This is a genomic window from Geodermatophilus amargosae, assembly GCF_900116515.1.
GTDB lineage: Bacteria > Actinomycetota > Actinomycetes > Mycobacteriales > Geodermatophilaceae > Geodermatophilus > Geodermatophilus amargosae.
The window spans coordinates 118,044-134,812 of record NZ_FPBA01000008.1 but is presented as its reverse complement, the minus strand read 5'-3'; the positions used below and the strand labels follow the sequence as shown (position 1 = coordinate 134,812).

14 protein-coding genes and 1 pseudogene are annotated in these 16,769 nt (G+C 75.1%); 10 read left to right on the top strand and 5 right to left on the bottom strand.

Features of this window, described 5'->3' with window-relative positions:
* Window positions 1–73: 73 nt before the first annotated feature.
* Window positions 74–2,533 carry a RelA/SpoT family protein gene (locus BM414_RS13075; protein WP_093579872.1) on the top strand — a complete coding sequence of 820 codons (2,460 nt, stop codon included), beginning with the start codon at window positions 74–76 and terminating at the stop codon, window positions 2,531–2,533.
* On the opposite strand, the gene BM414_RS13070 is transcribed toward BM414_RS13075, so the two are convergent.
* The 3 genes from BM414_RS13070 to BM414_RS13060 are packed head-to-tail and all read right to left on the bottom strand — an operon-like array spanning window position 2,523 to window position 4,746.
* Window positions 2,523–3,161, bottom strand: a complete 639-nt coding sequence (locus BM414_RS13070; RefSeq protein WP_093579871.1) for a class I SAM-dependent methyltransferase — start codon at window positions 3,159–3,161, stop codon at window positions 2,523–2,525. The genes BM414_RS13075 and BM414_RS13070 overlap by 11 nt on opposite strands.
* Window positions 3,158–3,892 (bottom strand): peptidylprolyl isomerase, encoded by a 735-nt coding sequence (locus BM414_RS13065; RefSeq protein ID WP_093579870.1) that lies wholly within the window; start codon window positions 3,890–3,892, stop codon window positions 3,158–3,160. Before BM414_RS13065 ends, BM414_RS13070 begins: the two co-directional genes overlap by 4 nt.
* Window positions 3,889–4,746, bottom strand: a complete 858-nt coding sequence (locus BM414_RS13060) for a peptidylprolyl isomerase (RefSeq protein WP_093579869.1) — start codon at window positions 4,744–4,746, stop codon at window positions 3,889–3,891. The genes BM414_RS13065 and BM414_RS13060 overlap by 4 nt, the downstream gene beginning before the upstream one ends.
* 167 nt (window positions 4,747–4,913) lie before the next feature.
* Here BM414_RS13060 and BM414_RS13055 point away from each other — a divergent pair, with 167 nt between their 5' ends.
* From BM414_RS13055 to aspS, 4 genes are read left to right on the top strand one after another with little or no spacing between them, the layout of a single operon-like run.
* The gene (locus tag BM414_RS13055) at window positions 4,914–5,612 is read left to right on the top strand and encodes an MBL fold metallo-hydrolase (protein ID WP_093579868.1); all 699 of its coding nucleotides are present in this window, start codon (window positions 4,914–4,916) and stop codon (window positions 5,610–5,612) included.
* Window positions 5,609–6,871 (top strand): histidine--tRNA ligase, encoded by a 1,263-nt coding sequence (gene hisS / locus BM414_RS13050; protein WP_093579867.1) that lies wholly within the window; start codon window positions 5,609–5,611, stop codon window positions 6,869–6,871. Before BM414_RS13055 ends, hisS begins: the two co-directional genes overlap by 4 nt.
* Window positions 6,871–7,851, top strand: coding sequence for an aldo/keto reductase (locus BM414_RS13045; protein ID WP_093579866.1), 981 nt, complete (start codon window positions 6,871–6,873; stop codon window positions 7,849–7,851). Before hisS ends, BM414_RS13045 begins: the two co-directional genes overlap by 1 nt.
* A gap of 46 nt (window positions 7,852–7,897) precedes the next feature.
* On the top strand, window positions 7,898–9,673 hold the full coding sequence (aspS, locus tag BM414_RS13040; RefSeq protein WP_093579865.1) for an aspartate--tRNA ligase: 1,776 nt from the start codon (window positions 7,898–7,900) through the stop codon (window positions 9,671–9,673).
* Here aspS and BM414_RS31820 read toward each other — a convergent pair.
* Window positions 9,570–9,956 (bottom strand): annotated as a pseudogene (locus tag BM414_RS31820) (ASCH domain-containing protein); the annotation flags it as partial. The gene aspS and the pseudogene BM414_RS31820 sit on opposite strands and share 104 nt — an antisense overlap.
* A gap of 266 nt (window positions 9,957–10,222) precedes the next feature.
* Between BM414_RS31820 and BM414_RS13030 the strand changes: the two are divergent.
* Both BM414_RS13030 and BM414_RS13025 read left to right on the top strand, forming a co-directional pair.
* On the top strand, window positions 10,223–11,548 hold the full coding sequence (locus BM414_RS13030) for a glycosyltransferase (protein WP_093579864.1): 1,326 nt from the start codon (window positions 10,223–10,225) through the stop codon (window positions 11,546–11,548).
* A 10-nt stretch (window positions 11,549–11,558) separates the two neighbouring features.
* Window positions 11,559–12,650 carry a pyridoxal-phosphate-dependent aminotransferase family protein gene (locus BM414_RS13025; RefSeq protein ID WP_093579939.1) on the top strand — a complete coding sequence of 364 codons (1,092 nt, stop codon included), beginning with the start codon at window positions 11,559–11,561 and terminating at the stop codon, window positions 12,648–12,650.
* Window positions 12,651–13,717: 1,067 nt separating this feature from the next.
* Here the strand turns inward: BM414_RS13025 and BM414_RS13015 are convergent.
* Window positions 13,718–14,602, bottom strand: a complete 885-nt coding sequence (locus BM414_RS13015; RefSeq protein WP_245784692.1) for an aldo/keto reductase — start codon at window positions 14,600–14,602, stop codon at window positions 13,718–13,720.
* Window positions 14,603–14,604: 2 nt separating this feature from the next.
* Here BM414_RS13015 and BM414_RS13010 point away from each other — a divergent pair, with 2 nt between their 5' ends.
* The 3 genes from BM414_RS13010 to BM414_RS13000 all read left to right on the top strand — a co-directional run bounded on the left by BM414_RS13010 (window position 14,605) and on the right by BM414_RS13000 (window position 16,748).
* Window positions 14,605–15,939, top strand: coding sequence for a replication-associated recombination protein A (locus BM414_RS13010; RefSeq protein ID WP_093579862.1), 1,335 nt, complete (start codon window positions 14,605–14,607; stop codon window positions 15,937–15,939).
* Window positions 15,940–16,029: 90 nt separating this feature from the next.
* On the top strand, window positions 16,030–16,455 hold the full coding sequence (locus tag BM414_RS13005; RefSeq protein ID WP_093579861.1) for a DUF948 domain-containing protein: 426 nt from the start codon (window positions 16,030–16,032) through the stop codon (window positions 16,453–16,455).
* Window positions 16,455–16,748 carry a hypothetical protein gene (locus tag BM414_RS13000; protein WP_093579860.1) on the top strand — a complete coding sequence of 98 codons (294 nt, stop codon included), beginning with the start codon at window positions 16,455–16,457 and terminating at the stop codon, window positions 16,746–16,748. Before BM414_RS13005 ends, BM414_RS13000 begins: the two co-directional genes overlap by 1 nt.
* The last annotated feature ends 21 nt before the right edge of the window (window positions 16,749–16,769 follow it).

Here is a 16,769-nt window from a genome sequence, read left to right as displayed (position 1 = left end):
GCGTGGGCTCGCGCCGACCCGGCGCGGCTAACATGGTCAGGGTCCGTCCTCCGCCGCCCACGCAGGAGTCGCCGTGGCCCCCGACGCGCCCGCCGCCCGCGTGGCTGCCGCGCGGCCCGAGGGCGACACCGTCCCGGAGAGCACCGCCCCGGACGGTACCGGCCTGTCGCAGGAGCAGCGCGTCCCGCTGCCGTCCCGCCCGCTGGTCCGCCGTCCTGACGACGTCGGCAGCGAGCCGCCGGAGGAGGGTGCGTCCGGCGCTCCCCGCCCCCGCCGCGTCCGCGACCGGCTGGCCCGCCGCATCGTCGCCGGGCAGCGCAGCGAGGTCCGGCCGGTGCTCGAGCCCCTGGCGGCGCTGCACCGGCAGAGCCACCCCAAGGCCGACCTGGCGCTGCTGCAGCGGGCCTACGACGTCGCCGAGGCCGCGCACGCCGCCCAGAAGCGCAAGAGCGGCGATCCCTACATCACCCACCCGCTCGCCGTGGCCACGGTCCTGGCCGGGCTCGGGATGGACACGACCACGCTGGTCGCCGCGCTGCTGCACGACACCGTCGAGGACACCGGCAAGACGCTCGAGGCGATCAGCTCCGACTTCGGCCCCGAGGTCGCCCACCTCGTCGACGGCGTCACGAAGATCGACCGGGTCAAGCTGGGGGACGCCGCCCAGGCCGAGACGATCCGCAAGATGATCGTCGCGATGGCCCGCGACCCGCGGGTGCTGGTCATCAAGCTCGCCGACCGGCTGCACAACATGCGCACGCTGCGCTTCCTCCCGCCGGAGAAGCAGGAGAAGAAGGCGCGCGAGACGCTGGAGATCCTCGCCCCGCTGGCCCACCGCCTGGGCATGAACACGATCAAGTGGGAGCTCGAGGACCTCGCCTTCGCCACGCTGTACCCCAAGCGCTACGACGAGATCGTGCGCCTGGTGGCCGAGCGGGCGCCGTCGCGGGACACCTACCTCGCCGAGGTGACCACGTCGGTCACCGAGCAGCTCAAGGCCGCCAAGATCGAGGCCGTCGTCACCGGCCGGCCCAAGCACTACTACTCGATCTACCAGAAGATGATCGTCCGCGGCCGGGACTTCACCGACATCTGGGACCTCGTCGGCATCCGCATCCTGGTCGACACCGTGCGCGACTGCTACGCCGCGCTGGGCATCATGCACGCGCACTGGCAGCCGGTGCCCGGGCGGTTCAAGGACTTCGTCGCGATGCCGAAGTTCAACATGTACCAGTCGCTGCACACGACGGTGATCGGGCCGCAGGGCAAGCCGGTCGAGCTGCAGATCCGCACGCACGACATGCACCGCACCGCCGAGTACGGCATCGCCGCGCACTGGAAGTACAAGGAGAACGCGCGGCAGGGCGGCAAGCCCGGCCCCGGCGAGTTCGGCGCCACCAAGGTCGGCTCGCCCGACGACATGCTGTGGCTGCGCCAGTTGCTGGACTGGCAGCGCGAGGCCCAGGAGCCCGGCGAGTTCCTCGAGACCCTGCGCTACGACCTCGGTCCGCAGGAGGTCTTCGTCTTCACGCCCAAGGGCGACGTGGTGAGCCTGCCCGGCGGGGCGACGCCGGTGGACTTCGCCTACGCGGTGCACACCGAGGTCGGCCACCGCTGCATCGGCGCCCGGGTCAACGGCACGCTGGTCAGCCTGGACAGCACGCTGTCCAACGGCGACGTCGTCGAGATCTTCACCTCCCGCTCGCCCACGGCCGGCCCCTCCAAGGACTGGCTGACCTTCGTCGGCTCCTCCCGCGCGCGGACCAAGATCCGCCAGTGGTTCACCAAGGAGCGCCGCGACGACGCGGTCGAGGCCGGCAAGGAGGCCCTGACCCGGGCCATGCGCAAGTCCGGCCTGCCGCTGCAGCGGCTGCTGGGCGGCGAGGCGCTGGTCACGCTGGCCAAGGACCTCCGCCACGCCGACGTCACCGCGCTCTACGCGGCGGTGGGGGAGAACCAGATCTCCGCGGCGTCGGTGGTCGAGAAGCTGATCACCGCGCTCGGCGGCGCCGAGGGTGCGGTCGAGGACATCGCCGAGACCGCGATCCCCACCCGCCGCCCGTCGCACCGGCGCTCGGCCACCGGCGACCCCGGCATCGTCGTGCACGGGATGAGCGACGTCTGGGCCAAGCTCGCCAAGTGCTGCACCCCGGTGCCCGGCGACGACGTCCTGGGCTTCGTCACCCGCGGTGGCGGGGTGAGCGTGCACCGCACCGACTGCACCAACGCCGCCGACCTGCGCCGCAAGAGCGAGCGCCTGGTGGAGGTCGAGTGGGCCAGCCAACCCGGCTCGGTGTTCCTCGTGTCCATCCAGGTCGAGGCGCTCGACCGGCACCGGCTGCTCTCCGACGTCACCAAGGCACTGGCCGACGAGCGGGTCAACATCCTCTCGGCGTCGGTGCAGACCAGCCGCGACCGGGTGGCGGTCAGCCGGTTCACCTTCGAGCTGGCCGACCCGGCGCACCTCGGTGCGGTGCTGCAGACGGTCCGCAACGTCGAGGGCGTCTTCGACGTCGAGCGCGTCACCGCCTGAGCGCCACCACCGCGTAGAGCGGGTCGCCGCGGCCGGGGCGGGTGCGCAGTGAGACCTCCGGCTCGCCGAACAGCCCGGTGCGCCGCACGAGCTCGGCCACGAGTGCGCCGTGCTGCTCGTCGGTGGTGGCCAGCCAGCCGTGCACGGCCTTGGTCGGGAAGCACCGGTTGGAGAACGTGATCGCCAGCGGTCCGCCCGGCCGGAGCACGCGCCCGGCCTCGGCGAGCACCTCGATGGGCCGGGTCAGGTAGTCGATCGACACGCAGCACACCGCGGCGTCGACGTCGCCGTCGGGCAGCGGCAGCGTGGGGTCGGTGTTCAGGTCGCGCACGATCCGTTCGGTGGCCGCGGTGTTGGCAGCGAGCTCCGCGGCGTTCATGCCGAGCACCACCAGCTCGGCCGGCGGCGTGCGGAAGTGCGAGATCCACGACGACATGAGGTCGAGCACCCGGCGGGGGACCGGCGAGGACCCGTCGATGCCGAGCTCGGCGTAGAGGTCGCCGACCGCGGCGATCGCGGCGTCGTCGATGTGGGTGACCAGCCGCGGCGGGCCGTAGAACAGCGTGTCGGGCCCCTCGTCGTCGCGGGCGAAGAAGCCGGGCGGGAAGCCCCGGTAGGGGTCGGTCACTGCAGCGGGGTCATCGCGGTCACGGTCACCGGGACCGTGGGGGCGCCGCCGCCGGGGGAGGGGTCCAGCGAGCCGTCGTTGCCGTTGGCGGCGACGACGTCGAGCACCGCCAGGCCGGCGTCGTCGACGGTCCCGACGACGGTGTAGTCCGGCGGCAGCTCGCTGTCGCCCCACACGAGGAAGAACTGGCTGCCGTCGAGGCCCTGCCCGCTGTTGGCCATCGCGATCGTGCCGCGGGGGTAGGTCTCGGTGCCGTCGACCTCGGTGGGGAAGGCGTAGGTGGGCCCGCCGGCGCCGGTGCCGGTGGGGTCGCCGCACTGCAGCACCTGCAGGCCCGCGGTGTCGACCTCGCGGTGGCAGGGCGAGCCGTCGAAGTAGCCGAGCCCGGCCAGGTGGACCAGGCTCGCCGACGCGCACGGGGCGCCGGCCCGGTCGAGGGTGAGCACCAGCTCGCCCAGGCCGGTGGTCATCCGCAGCGCCGCGGTGCCCTCGGCGGGCACCTCGTCGTCGGGCGGGGAGACCTCCACGGCGTAGGGGTTGCCCGAGCGGGCGGCGACCCACTCGCAGGACACCGTCGCGCTGCCGCCGTCGGTGTCCTCCGGAGCGGCCTCGGTGCCGCCGGGGACCGGCGACGCCGACCCGCTCACGGTGCCGGTGCAGGCGGTGAGCGCCAGCAGGGCGCCGGCAGCCGTCCCGAGGACGCGGCCGGCGCCCGCCCGCGCCGGCCTCATGCGACGACGGTCATCGAGGTGATGGTCACCGGGAGGTTGGGCGCGCCGCCGCCGGGGCTGGGCTCGAAGGAGCCGTCGTTGCCGGCCGCCGCGATGGTGTCGAGCACGGCCAGGCCGGCCTCGTCGACGGTGCCGACGGCGGTGTAGTCCGGCGGGAGCTGGGTGTCGACGAAGCACAGGAAGAACTGGCTGCCGGTGGAGCCGGGCTGGCCGCTGTTGGCCATGGCGATCGTCCCGCGCGGGTAGGTCGTCTCCGGCGTGACCTCCTCGGCGAACGTGTACGAGGGGCCGCCGGAGCCCGAGCCGGTCGGGTCGCCGCACTGCAGCACGCCGAAGGTGGGCTGGTTGACCTCGCGGTGGCAGATGCTGCCGTCGAAGAACTGCACCGAGGCCAGGTAGGCGAAGCTGGCCGCCGCGCACGGCGCCCCGGCACGGTCCAGGGTCAGCGGGATGTCGCCCTGGTCGGTCGACATCAGCAGCCCCACGGTGCCGCTGGCCGGCGTCGAGGCCGGGTCGGGCGGTGTGCCGACGTCGGTCAGGCTCGGGTTGCCGGACGTGTCGGGGGCGTAGGTGCAGGTGACCGTGCCGTCGGCGTTGGTGACCGCGGGAGCCGCGGTGGCCTCGGTGTCCTCGGTGGCGGCGGCCGAGCTGCTGCTGGCGGCGGCCTGGGCGTCGTCGTCGCCCCCGTTGAGCCCGGCCACGAGGGCCACCGCCCCGGCGACGAGGACGACGGCGACGACGGTCACGACGACGAGCAGGTTGCGGCGGCGCTTGCGGGCCATCTCGGCGCGCTTCTCGAGCTGTCGCTGCAGGCGGCGCTGGGCGGCGAGACGCTGCTGCTTGTTGGTCGGCACGGGGTCGGGCACTCCTCGGACGGACGACGTGTTCCGCGGGGCCGGGTCGCGGCTCCGGCCGCGTCCCGCGGTCAGCCCGCTGGTCGATGCGCGAGTGTAGGTGGCGCTCCTGTGGACGCCCGGTTGCCGGACCGGAGGGCCCCTGATCACCCGCGTAACCTGCACGGGTGCTCATCCGCTCGTTCCCGGCCGGCGCCTTCGGCACCAACTGCTACGCCGTCGCTCCCGGGCGTGGCCAGGAGTGCGTCGTCGTCGACCCGGGCATGGACGCGGTGGAGCCGCTGGCCCGGATGCTCGCCGAGGACGGCCTCAAGCCGGTCGCCGTCGTGCTCACCCACGGCCACCTCGACCACACCTTCTCCGTGCTGCCCGTCTGCGAGGGCTACGACATCCCGGCCTACCTGCACCCGAGCGACAACGGGATGCTCTCCGACCCCGCCCGCTGGCACGGCCCGGCGCTCGCGCCGCTGATCACCGGCGTGCGCCTGCCCGACCCCTCGGAGGTCCGCCGGCTCGACGACGGCGCGGTGCTCCCGCTGGCCGGCGTGGAGCTGACCGTCCGCCACGCGCCCGGGCACACGCAGGGCTCGGTGGTGTTCTCCCTCGACCTCGGCAGCGAGTTCGACGGTGCGCCCGGACTGCTCGCCGGCGACGTGCTCTTCGCCGGGTCGGTCGGCCGGGTGGACCTGCCCGGCGGCTCGTGGGAGGCGATGCTCACCTCGCTGCGCGACGTCGTCCTGCCCCTCGACGACGCCACCGTCGTGCTGCCCGGCCACGGCCCGGCGACGACGATCGGCCGCGAGCGGGCGACCAACCCCTACCTGGCCGAGGCCGGGGCAGCGGCCCCGAAGGGCCGCGGCCTGTGACCGGCCTGAGCGCACCAAAGGGGACGTTCGACGTCCTGCCCCCGGACTCGGCCCGCTTCCTCGCCGTCCGCGACACCCTGACCGCGCCGCTGCGGCGGGCCGGCTACGGCTACGTCGAGACGCCGGTCTTCGAGGAGACCGCGGTCTTCTCCCGCGGCGTCGGGGAGTCCACCGACGTCGTGACCAAGGAGATGTACACCTTCGACGACCGCGGCGGCCGCTCGCTCACCCTGCGCCCGGAGCTCACCGCCGGGCTCATGCGGGCCTTCATCGAGCACCGCCTGTTCTCCGGGGCGCTGCCGGTCAAGCTGTGGACGGTCGGCTCGGCGTTCCGCTACGAGCGCCCGCAGGCCGGCCGGTACCGGCACTTCACGCAGGTCGACATGGAGGCGCTCGGGGTCGACGACCCCGCGCTGGACGCCGAGGTCGTGGCGCTGGGCGTGCAGGGCTTCCGCGACCTCGGGCTCAGCGACTTCGAGCTGCTGCTGACCTCGCTCGGCGACGCCACCTGCCGGCCGCAGTACCGCGAGCTGCTGGTCGCCCACCTCGAGAAGATCGACCTGGACGAGGAGACCCGGCGCCGGGCGGCGATCAACCCGCTGCGGGTCCTCGACGACAAGCGGCCCGAGGTGCAGGCCCAGCTCGACGACGCGCCGCTGATGGTCGACCACCTGTCGGACTCCACCAGGGCGCACTACGACGCCGTCCGCCAGCACCTCACCGACCTCGGCGTGACCTGGACCGAGGCGCCCAGGCTGGTGCGCGGCCTGGACTACTACACGAAGACGACGTTCGAGTTCGTGCACCACGGCCTCGGCGCGCAGTCGGCGATCGGCGGCGGCGGGCGCTACGACGGGCTGTCGGCGGCGCTGGGCGGGCCGGACGTGTCGGGCATCGGCTACGCCGTCGGCGTCGACCGGACGCTGCTGGCGGTGCAGGCCGAGGGGCTCGACGTCGCGGCGGCCGCCGGGGTGCGGGCGTTCGTCGTCCCGCTGGGGGCCGAGGCCAAGCGGCTGGCGGTCCGGCTGGTCGGGCAGCTGCGGTCGGCCGGCGTGTCCGCGGACACCGTCTACGGCGACCGCGGCCTCAAGGGCGCCATGAAGGCCGCCGACCGGTCGGGGGCGACGCACGCCGTCGTCGTCGGCGAGCGGGACCTGGTCGACGGCGTCGGCCAGCTGAAGGACCTGCGCACGGGGGAGCAACGCGCCGTCCCCGTGGGTGACCTGTTCGAGGCGCTGAAGGCTGCGGTGAGCATCTGATGGAGACCCGACCCCTCGGACGGACCGGCGCGGACGTGAGCGTCGTCGGCCTGGGCACCTGGCAGCTGGGCGGTGACTGGGGCGACGTCGGCGAGCAGACCGCCGGCGACGTGCTCGACGCCGCCCTCGACGCCGGCGTGACGCTGCTCGACACCGCCGACGTCTACGGCGACGGGCGCAGCGAGGAGCGCATCCGCAAGGCGCTGGCCGCCCGGCCGGACCGGCCGTTCGTGGCCACCAAGGCCGGCCGGCGCGCCGACCCGTTCGAGGCCGGGCAGTACAGGGCCGAGAACCTGCGGGCGTGGATCGACCGGTCGCGGCGCAACCTCGGCGTCGAGACCCTCGACCTGGTGCAGCTGCACTGCCCGCCGACCGCCGTCTACTCCGACCAGCGGGTGTACGACGCGCTGGACTCCTTCGTCGCCGACGGCGCGATCGCGGCCTACGGCGTCTCGGTGGAGACCGTCGCCGAGGGCCTGACCGCGCTGGAGCACCCGGGCGTGCAGACCGTCCAGGTCATCCTCAACGTCTTCCGGCGCAAGCCGCTGGAGGAGCTGCTGCCCGCCGCGGCCGCACGCGGCGTCGGGATCCTGGCGCGGGTGCCCCTGGCGAGCGGCCTGCTGTCCGGGCGGTACACCGAGTCGACGACGTTCCGCGCCGACGACCACCGGAACTTCAACCGCAACGGCGAGGCCTTCGACGTCGGCGAGACCTTCGCCGGCGTGCCCTACGACGTCGGCGTCGCGGCGGCCCGCGAGTTCACCGCGATCTGCGGCGACCGGGTGCCGGCCCAGGTCGCGCTGCGCTGGGTGGTGGAGCAGCCCGGCGTCACCTGCGTCATCCCCGGCGCGCGGTCGGTGGAGCAGGCGCGGTCCAACGCCGCGGCGGCCGACCTGCCGCCGCTGACCGACGCCGAGCTCGCCGACCTCGAGCGGCTCTACGACGAGCGCATCCGGCAGCACGTGCACGACCGCTGGTGAGCTGACCGCCCACCCCCGCAGGCCCCATCCCGAGAGAGAGACCCCTGTGCTCCGCACCCACGACGCCGGGACGCTGCGCGCCTCCGACGCCGGCTCGACCGTCACCCTCGCCGGCTGGGTGGCCCGCCGGCGCGACCACGGCGGCGTCGTCTTCGTCGACCTGCGCGACGCCTCGGGCTACGTCCAGGTCGTCGTCCGCGAGGAGGAGGCGCACGCCCTCCGCAACGAGTTCTGCGTGCTGGTCACCGGCGAGGTGCGGCAGCGCCCGGCCGGCAACGAGAACCCGGAGCTGCCCACCGGCGCGATCGAGGTGGCCGCCGCCGAGCTGCGGGTGCTGTCGTCGTCGGCGCCGCTGCCGTTCCCGATCGAGACCGACCAGGCCGCCTCCGACGACGTCCGCTACAAGTACCGCTACCTCGACCTGCGGCGGCAGGGCCCGGCCCGGATCCTGCGGCTGCGCAGCGAGGTCAACCGGATCGCCCGCGGCGTGATGGCCCGGAACGGCTTCACCGAGGTGGAGACGCCCGACCTCACCCGCTCGACCCCCGAGGGCGCGCGTGACTTCGTGGTGCCGGTGCGGCTGCAGCCGGGCAAGTGGTACGCGCTGCCGCAGTCCCCGCAGCTGTTCAAGCAGCTGCTGATGATCGGCGGGCTGGAGCGCTACTACCAGATCGCCCGCTGCTTCCGGGACGAGGACTTCCGCGCCGACCGGCAGCCGGAGTTCACCCAGCTGGACTTCGAGATGAGCTTCGTCGGGCGCGACGACGTGCTGGCCGTGGTCGAGGACGTCGTCCGTGCGCTGTGGGCGGAGCTGGCCGCGCACGAGGTGGGCGAGGTCCCGCGGATGACCTACCGCGAGGCCATGGACCGGTTCGGGTCGGACAAGCCCGACCTGCGATTCGGCATCGAGCTCACCGAGCTGACCTCCTTCTTCGCCGACACCCCGTTCCGGGTGTTCCAGGCGCCCTACGTGGGCGCGGTGGTCATGCCCGGCGGCGGGTCGCAGCCGCGGCGGGCGTTCGACGCCTGGCAGGACTGGGCCCGCTCCCGGGGATACCGCGGCCTGGCCTACGTGACGATCGCCGAGGACGGCACGCTCGGCGGCCCGGTGGCCAAGAACGTCTCCGACGCCGAGCGCGCCGGGCTGGTGGAGGCCGTCGGCGCCGCGCCGGGGGACTGCGTCTTCTTCGCCGCCGGCCCGCGCCGCTCCTCGCAGGAGCTGCTCGGTGCCGCCCGCAACGAGATCGCCAAGCGGCTGGAGCTCATCGAGCCGGGCAGCTGGTCGTTCCTGTTCGTCGTCGACTTCCCGATGTTCGAGGAGACCGAGGACGGCGACTGGACCTTCATGCACCACCCGTTCACCTCGCCCACACCGGAGTGGCGGGAGGGGTTCGCCGACGACAAGGCCAACGCGCTCTCCGACGCCTACGACCTGGTCGTCAACGGCAACGAGCTGGCCAGCGGCTCGGTCCGGATCGCCGACCCGGACCTGCAGGAGCGGGTGTTCGAGACCCTCGGGATGTCGCGCGAGGAGGCCCGCGAGCGGTTCGGGTTCTTCCTCGAGGCCTTCGCCTACGGCCCGCCGCCGCACGCCGGCGCGGCGCTGGGCTGGGACCGGCTGACCGCGCTGCTGGCCGGCGTCGACTCGATCCGCGAGGTCATCGCCTTCCCGAAGACCGGTGCCGGCTACGACCCGCTGACCGGCGCACCGACGCCGATCAGCGACGCGCAGCGCAAGGAGGCCGGCATCGACGTCGTCGCCGAGGAGCCGGCGCTGCCTGGCCCGCCCGGCGCCCCGGGGCCGACCGACCCGACGGCCTAGCCCAGTCGGCCACCTCCCGTGGCCGGACGACCCGGAAGCGCTCGAAGACCACCTCGAGGTCGTCGTCCCACCGCTCCCCGCGGGCGGCCAGCGTGCGGGTGGAGTAGCGCAGGTGGCCGGCGAGCCAGTCCGCCCGGGTGCGGTCGCCCTCGCCCTCGTCCCAGGCGAGGGCGCCGTCGACGCTGTCGAGGCGGCCCACCCGCAGCTCGGTGGAGCGCAGGACCGCGCGGGGGCGGCCGTCGCCGTCGCAGGCGATCCAGTGCCCGCCGATGCGGGGGAGCGGCTCGGCCTCCCGCGCAGTCGGCGACCAGGCCGGCGGTGGCCCGCTCGGTGCCGGCGAGCACGAGGGCGATCAGCTCGTCGGCGAGCCGGCGGCCTCGATGTCGCGGGCCTGCCCGGCGGGAGCGTGGCGGCGTACTCCCGCCACATCGCCGCGGCCTCGTCGCGGCGCGGGGCCCCGGGCCGGTGCTCATCGGCCCGTCCTCGCCGGGCCTGGCGACCGGTCCGTCCGGGGCGGCAGACTGCGGCTCGCACGGACGGAGGTCTGCCATGCGCGTCCTGGTCGCGGCCATGCCCTTCGCCGGCCACGCCGCCCCCATGGCCGCGCTGGCCCGCGAGCTGACCGGCCGCGGCCACGAGGTGGTGGCCTACACCGGCCGCCGGTACGCCGACCGGTTCACCGCCGTCGGTGCGTCGTGGCAGCCCTGGGAACGGGCTCCCGACTTCGACGACGCCGACCTGCGCGCCACCTTCCCGCAGGTGGGGGACGGCCGGGGCATGCGGGCGGTGGCGACCAACCTGGAGCACGTGTTCCTGCGCACCGGCGCCGGGCAGGCCCGCGACATCGAGGCCGCCGGGCCGGTGGACCTGCTGGTCAGCGACCAGCTGGCGATCGGCTGCAGCCTGGTCGCCGAGCGGCGGGGGACCCCGTGGGCGTCGGTGTCGCTGGTCCCGCTGTCGATGCCGTCGGAGGACCTACCGCCGTTCGGGACGGGGCTGCTGCCGGCGCGGACCCCGCTGGGGCGGGCGCGCGACGCCGCGCTGCGCGCCCTGGTGGCGCGCACGCTCGTGCGCCGGATGGACGCCGTCCTGACCTCGGTCCGGGCCGAGGTCGACCTGCCGGCCGCGCGGTCCTCGGCGCTGGAGGCGTTCGCGTCACCGCAGCTGGTCCTCGCGCACGGCGTCCCGGAGCTGGAGCACCCGCGCCGCGACCTGCCGCCGCAGGTGCACTTCGTCGGCCAGCTCGCGCCGCCGCCGGCCGGTCGCCAGCCGCCGCCGTGGTGGCCGGAGCTGGTGGGCACCGGCCGCCCGCTGGTGCACGTCACCCAGGGCACCTACGACGTCGACCCGAGCGACCTGCTGCTCCCGGCGCTGCGCGGCCTGGCCGACGCCGACGTCGTCGTGGCGGCGGCGACCGGGTCCGGTCCCCTGCCGGCCGACGCCGTGCCCGCGAACGCCCGGCAGGCGGAGTTCCTGCCCTACGACGTGCTGCTGCCGCGGACCTCGGTGGTGGTCACCAACGGCGGGTGGGGCGGGGTGCTGGCCGCGCTGGGGGCGGGCGTGCCGCTGGTGGTGGCCGGCGGCACGCTGGACAAGCCCGAGATCGCCCGCCGGGTGGCCGGCTCCGGGGCCGGCGTCGACCTGCGGACCGGGCGGCCCTCGCCGCGCCAGGTGGCCGAGGCCGTCGCCGAGGTGCTCGCCGGCCTCACCTACCGCGAGCGGGCGGCCGCCGTCGCCGCGTCGCTCGCCCGGCACGGCGGCACCGCGGCCGCCGTCGACCTCCTGGAACGGCTGGTCCGGGAGGGCGGGCCGGTGCCGCGCGCGGAGGCCGACCCGTGGGGTGCCGGGGGAGCGGTGAGCCGGGGCCGGTCCTAGGGTGCGGCGCATGCCGCTGCGCGCCCGTACCCTGCTCGGACCCGGACCCTCCAACCCCTATCCGGAGGCCACGGTCGCCCTCGGGCAGCCGCTGCTCGGGCACCTCGACCCGGTGTTCCTCGGCATCCTCGACGAGACCTCCGAGCGGCTGCGCACGGTGTTCGGCACCGCCAACCGGCGCACGCTGCCGCTGTCGGCCACCGGGTCGGCGGGCATGGAGGCGGCGTTCGTCAACACCGTGGGCCCGGGCGACGTCGTCGTCGTGGCGGTCAACGGCCTGTTCGGCGAGCGGATGGTCGACGTCGCGTCGCGCTGCGGTGCCGAGGTGGTGCGGGTGGACCACGACTGGGGCACGCCCGTGGACGCCGAGCGCGTGCTGGCCGCGCACCCGTCTGCGAAGCTGATCGCCGCCGTCCACGCGGAGACCTCGACCGGAGTGCTGTCGGACCTCGAGCCCCTGGCGGCCGGGAAGGGCGACGCGCTGCTGCTGGCCGACTGCGTGACCTCTCTGGGCGGCATCCCGGTGCGGCTGGACGACTGGGGCGTCGACCTCGCGTACTCCGGCTCGCAGAAGTGCCTGGGCGTCGCGCCGGGGCTGGCGCCGTTCACCATCTCCGACCGCGCCTGGGAGCGGCGGATCGAGAAGCCGCGCAGCTGGTACCTCGACCTCGGCATGCTCGGCGGCTACGCCGGGGAGGCGGCCGGGTCGGGTGGCCGCACCTACCACCACACCGCGCCGACCGGGATGGTCGTGTCGCTGCACGCCGGGCTCGGCCGGGTCCTCGACGAGGGCCTCGACGCGGTGCACGCCCGGCACGCCGAGGCCGGCCGGCTGCTGCACGAGGGCCTGCAGGCGATGGGCCTGGAGCTGTTCGCCGCCGAGGGGCACCGGCTGCCGGAGCTGACCACCGTGCGGGTGCCCGAGGGCGTGGACTCGGCCGCGGTGCGCAAGGAACTGCTCGAGCGCTACGACCTGGAGATCGGCGGTGGCGTCGGCGCCTACGCGGCCACCGTCTGGCGGATCGGGCTGATGGGCCCCAACGCCGCCCCCGACAAGGTGGCTCTGGTACTGGCCGCCCTGCGCGAGGTGCTGGGCCGCTGAGTGCCCCGCACGACCGCAGGGCCGTCGTCTCCACAGCCGCGCGGGCGTCCACAGGTGCCCGCGGCACGCCGTCGTCGAGCCGTCGCGCCAGCACGGTCGCCGCATGGACGACGTCGAACTGCTGCTGGTCCACACCTGGACCGAGGCCCGGACAGCCGGAGCGCGCCGCCGCCAGGTGATGGCGGACGGGCGCCGCCTCGCGCGCGGCCTGTACGTCCCGGCCGCCGCGGAGGACGGCCTCGCCGCGCGCTGCCGGGCCTGGACCCGGCTGCTTCCACCCGACGCGGCCTTCGGCCTGGGAACCGCGGCGGCCCTGTTCGGCGTGCGGGCTGACCCTCCACCTGAGGTCGAGGTGGTGCTGCGCCCGCGACCGGTGCTGCCGCAGCGGCGGGGGCTGGCCGTGCACGTGCGGGACCTGCGCTCCGAGGACGTGGTCGAGGCGGCGGGACTGCGCGTCACCTCCGGTGCCCAGACCTTCCTCGACCGGGCGCGGCGGCTGCCTCCGGCCGAGCTCGTCGCCGTCGGTGACGCCCTGCTGCGCACCGGCCGGCTCGACACCGCCTCCCTGGCGCGGCGCCTCGATCGCGCCGGACGGGTGCGCGGGGTGGTGCGTGCGCGGCACTGCGCCGCGCTGCTCTCGCCCGGCGCGATGTCCCGGCCGGAGAGCCTGCTGCGGTTCTGGCTCACCACCAGCGACCTGCCGGACCCGCAGGTGCAGGTCCCCGTCCTCGACCGCCGGGGACAGGTCGTGGCGCACGCGGACCTGGGGTACGCGGAGCACCGGCCGGCGATCGAGTACGAGGGTCGTCAGCACGCCGAGACGGTGCCGTTCGGCCGCGACGTCGACCGCTACTCGCCGATGGCCGCCGGCGGATGGCTGGTGCTGCGCTTCGCCGGACGGCACCGGACCGGTCCCGCCGTCGTGGTCGAGCGGACGCGGCGGGCGCTGCTCCGCCGGGGGTGGGCGCCGGCGGGTCGACCATCGAGACGTCGCCGCCGACGCGCGCGGACACGTCGGAGCGAGCGGCAACGAGACGACGATCGACGCGGCGAGCGTGCGCGGCGCCTCAGGCGTCCAGGCGGGCCAGCTGCTCCGGCGTCAGCTGCAGGTCGGCCGCGGCCGCGGAGTCCTGGATGGTCGCCGCTCGCGACGCCCCCGGGATGGGCACCACGACGTCGGACTGCGCGAGGTGCCAGGCCAGCGTCACCTGGTACACCGACACGCCCAGCTCGCCGGCCACCTCGGCGAACGCCGGCGCCGTCGCCGACAGGGAGCCCGCCGCGGTCACGCCGCCGAAGGGGCTCCACGGCAGGAAGGCCAGCCCGTGCGCGGCGCAGTGCGCCACCTCGTCGGCGGAGAACCGCCAGCCCGGAGAGAACTGGTTCTGCACGCTCACCAGCGCCGGGCCCACGATGGAGCGGGCGACGTCGATCTGTGCGACGTCGGCGTTGGAGATGCCCACCATCTGCACCAGGCCGTCGTCGGCGAGCTGCCGGAGCGCGCCCATCGAGTCCTCCCACGGCGTGTCCGGGTCGGGCCGGTGGAACTGGTACAGCCCGATCGCGTCGACGCCGAGCCGCCGCAGGGACGCCTCGCACGCCTGCCGCAGGTACCCCGGCGACCCGTCGAGCAGCCAGTCGCTGCCCTGGCGGGTGTGCCCGCCCTTCGTGGCCACGAGCACGTCGGTGGCGCCGTAGGAGGCCAGCGCCGCGGCCACCAGCGACTCGTTGTGCCCGAACTCCGCCTCGTCGCGGGCGTAGGCGTCGGCGGTGTCGACCAGCGTCACGCCGGCGTCGAGCGCGGCGTGGACGACGGCGACCGCCTCCTCGCGGGAGGGGCGCTCGGTCTTGGTCGACAGGGGCATCGCCCCGAGCCCGATGGCGCTGACGGGACGGTCGCCGATGCGTCGTTGCTGCACGGGGCTGTCGTGCCCCGCGGGTAGCGTCGTCACGCGTGACGTCCCTGTTCGACGAGCCGGCGGAGCCCGGCGGCGAGGCCGTCGACCCGGGCGCGCCCCTGGCGGTGCGGATGCGCCCGCGCTCGCTGGACGAGGTCGTCGGCCAGACGCACCTGCTCGGCCCGCGCTCCCCGCTGCGCCGCCTGGTCGAGGCCGACGAGCCGATGTCGCTGGTCCTCTACGGCCCGCCGGGCACCGGCAAGACGACGCTGGCGCACGTCATCTCCCTGGCCACCCGGCGGCAGTTCGTGCAGCTCTCCGCCCTCGACGCCGGCGTCAAGGAGGTCCGCGCGGTCATCTCCGGCGCCAAGCGCGAGCTCACCTACGCCGGCCGGCGCACCGTGCTGTTCATCGACGAGGTCCACCGGTTCTCCAAGACCCAGCAGGACTCGCTGCTGTCGGCCGTCGAGGACCGCATCGTCAGCCTGATCGCCGCCACCACCGAGAACCCGTTCTTCTCCGTCGTCAGCCCGCTGCTGTCCCGCAGCCTGGTCCTCGCCCTGCAGCCCCTGGGCGACGACGACGTCCGCGCCGTGCTGCGCCGGGCGCTGACCGACGAGCGCGGGCTGGCCGGCGCGGTGACGCTGAGCGCCGAGGCCGAGGAGCACCTGGTCCGGGTGGCCGGCGGCGACGCCCGCAAGGCGCTGACCGCGCTGGAGTCCGGTGCGGGCGCGGCCGTCACGGCCGGTGCCGCCGAGGTCGACCTGCCCACCCTCGAGACCGCCGTCGCCCAGGCCGCCGTGCGCTACGACCGCCAGGGCGACATGCACTACGACGTCGCCAGCGCGCTGATCAAGTCGATCCGCGGCAGCGACGTCGACGCCGCGCTGCACTACCTCGCCCGCATGGTGGTGGCGGGGGAGGACCCGCGCTTCATCGCCCGGCGGCTGGTCATCTCCGCCAGCGAGGACATCGGCATGGCCGACCCCACCGCGCTGCAGACCGCCGTCGCCGCGGCCGAGGCCGTCGCCCTCATCGGCATGCCCGAGGGCCACTTCCCGCTGGCGCACGCCGTCGTCCACCTGGCCACCGCGCCGAAGTCCAACGCCGTCACCGTGGCCATCGGCGAGTCGGTGGCCGACGTCCGCGCCGGCCTCGGGGGACCCGTCCCGGCCGGCCTGCGCGACGCGCACTACGCGGGCGCGAAGAAGCTGGGACACGGGAAGACCTACGTGTACCCGCACGACGCGCCCGAGGGGATCGTGCCGCAGCAGTACCCGCCCGACGCGCTGGTCGGCCGCGACTACTACCGCCCCACCTCGCGCGGCGCCGAGGCGGGCATCGGCGCCCGGCTGGGCAAGCTCCGGGCGATCCTCCGCCGCACCCGCTGACCGCTGAGGGCCGCGACTACTGTTGCCACGCCGGGCGTGCGACCACGCCGGCCGCCGACGAACGAGCCGACGAGGTAGAGGAGATCCCGCGTGTCCGCAGGAGAGTGGGCCGGACTGATCGCCGCCCTGGCGCTGGTGCTGCTGGTGGTGCTGCTCGCCGTCCCGCTGCTCAAGCTGGGGCGGACGCTCGACGAGACGACGCTGACCATCCGCCAGGTGCGCGAGCAGAGCGCGCCGATCCTGGGTCAGGCCCAGACGACGATCGCCCAGGTCAACAGCAACCTCGAGCGGGTCGACGACATCACCGGCAACGCGGCCAACGTGTCGAGCAACGTCGCGGCGCTGACCAGCGTCGTCGCCGCCACCGTGGGCAGCCCGCTGATCAAGGTCGCCGCCTTCAGCTACGGCGTCCGCAGCGCGACCAAGAAGCGCCGGGAGGGCCAGGCCCTCGCCGAGGCCGCCGCCCGTGACAAGGCCGACCGGCGCACGCGCCGCGCCGCGCGGCGGGCCGCCTGATGCGCCGGCTGTTCTGGCTGGCGATGGGCATCACCATCGGCGCCCTCGTCGTCCGCAAGCTCTCCCGGGCCGCGGAGAAGCTGACCCCGCAGGGCATCGCCGGGGCGCTGGTGGAGGGGCTGCGCGACCTCGCCGACGCGATCGGCGACTTCGGCGCCGACGTGCGGGCCGCCGCCGCCCTGCGCGAGGAGGAGCTGCGCTCCGGCACCGGCCTCGACGCGCCGCTGCCCGAGCGCGACGAGACCCAGCTCCAGCTGCCCGGCCGTCGGGGCGCGCACGCCGCCGACCGCTGACCTCCGCGGCCCGCCGCCGCA

Coding starts and splice junctions, on each gene's coding strand:
- BM414_RS13065 (WP_093579870.1), bottom strand. CDS start 3,892: ATGAGGCCGGCGCGGGCGGGCGCCGGCCGCGTCCTCGGGACGGCTGCC.
- BM414_RS13045 (WP_093579866.1), top strand. CDS start 6,871: ATGGAGACCCGACCCCTCGGACGGACCGGCGCGGACGTGAGCGTCGTC.
- BM414_RS13030 (WP_093579864.1), top strand. CDS start 10,223: ATGCGCGTCCTGGTCGCGGCCATGCCCTTCGCCGGCCACGCCGCCCCC.
- BM414_RS13025 (WP_093579939.1), top strand. CDS start 11,559: ATGCCGCTGCGCGCCCGTACCCTGCTCGGACCCGGACCCTCCAACCCC.
- BM414_RS13000 (WP_093579860.1), top strand. CDS start 16,455: ATGCGCCGGCTGTTCTGGCTGGCGATGGGCATCACCATCGGCGCCCTC.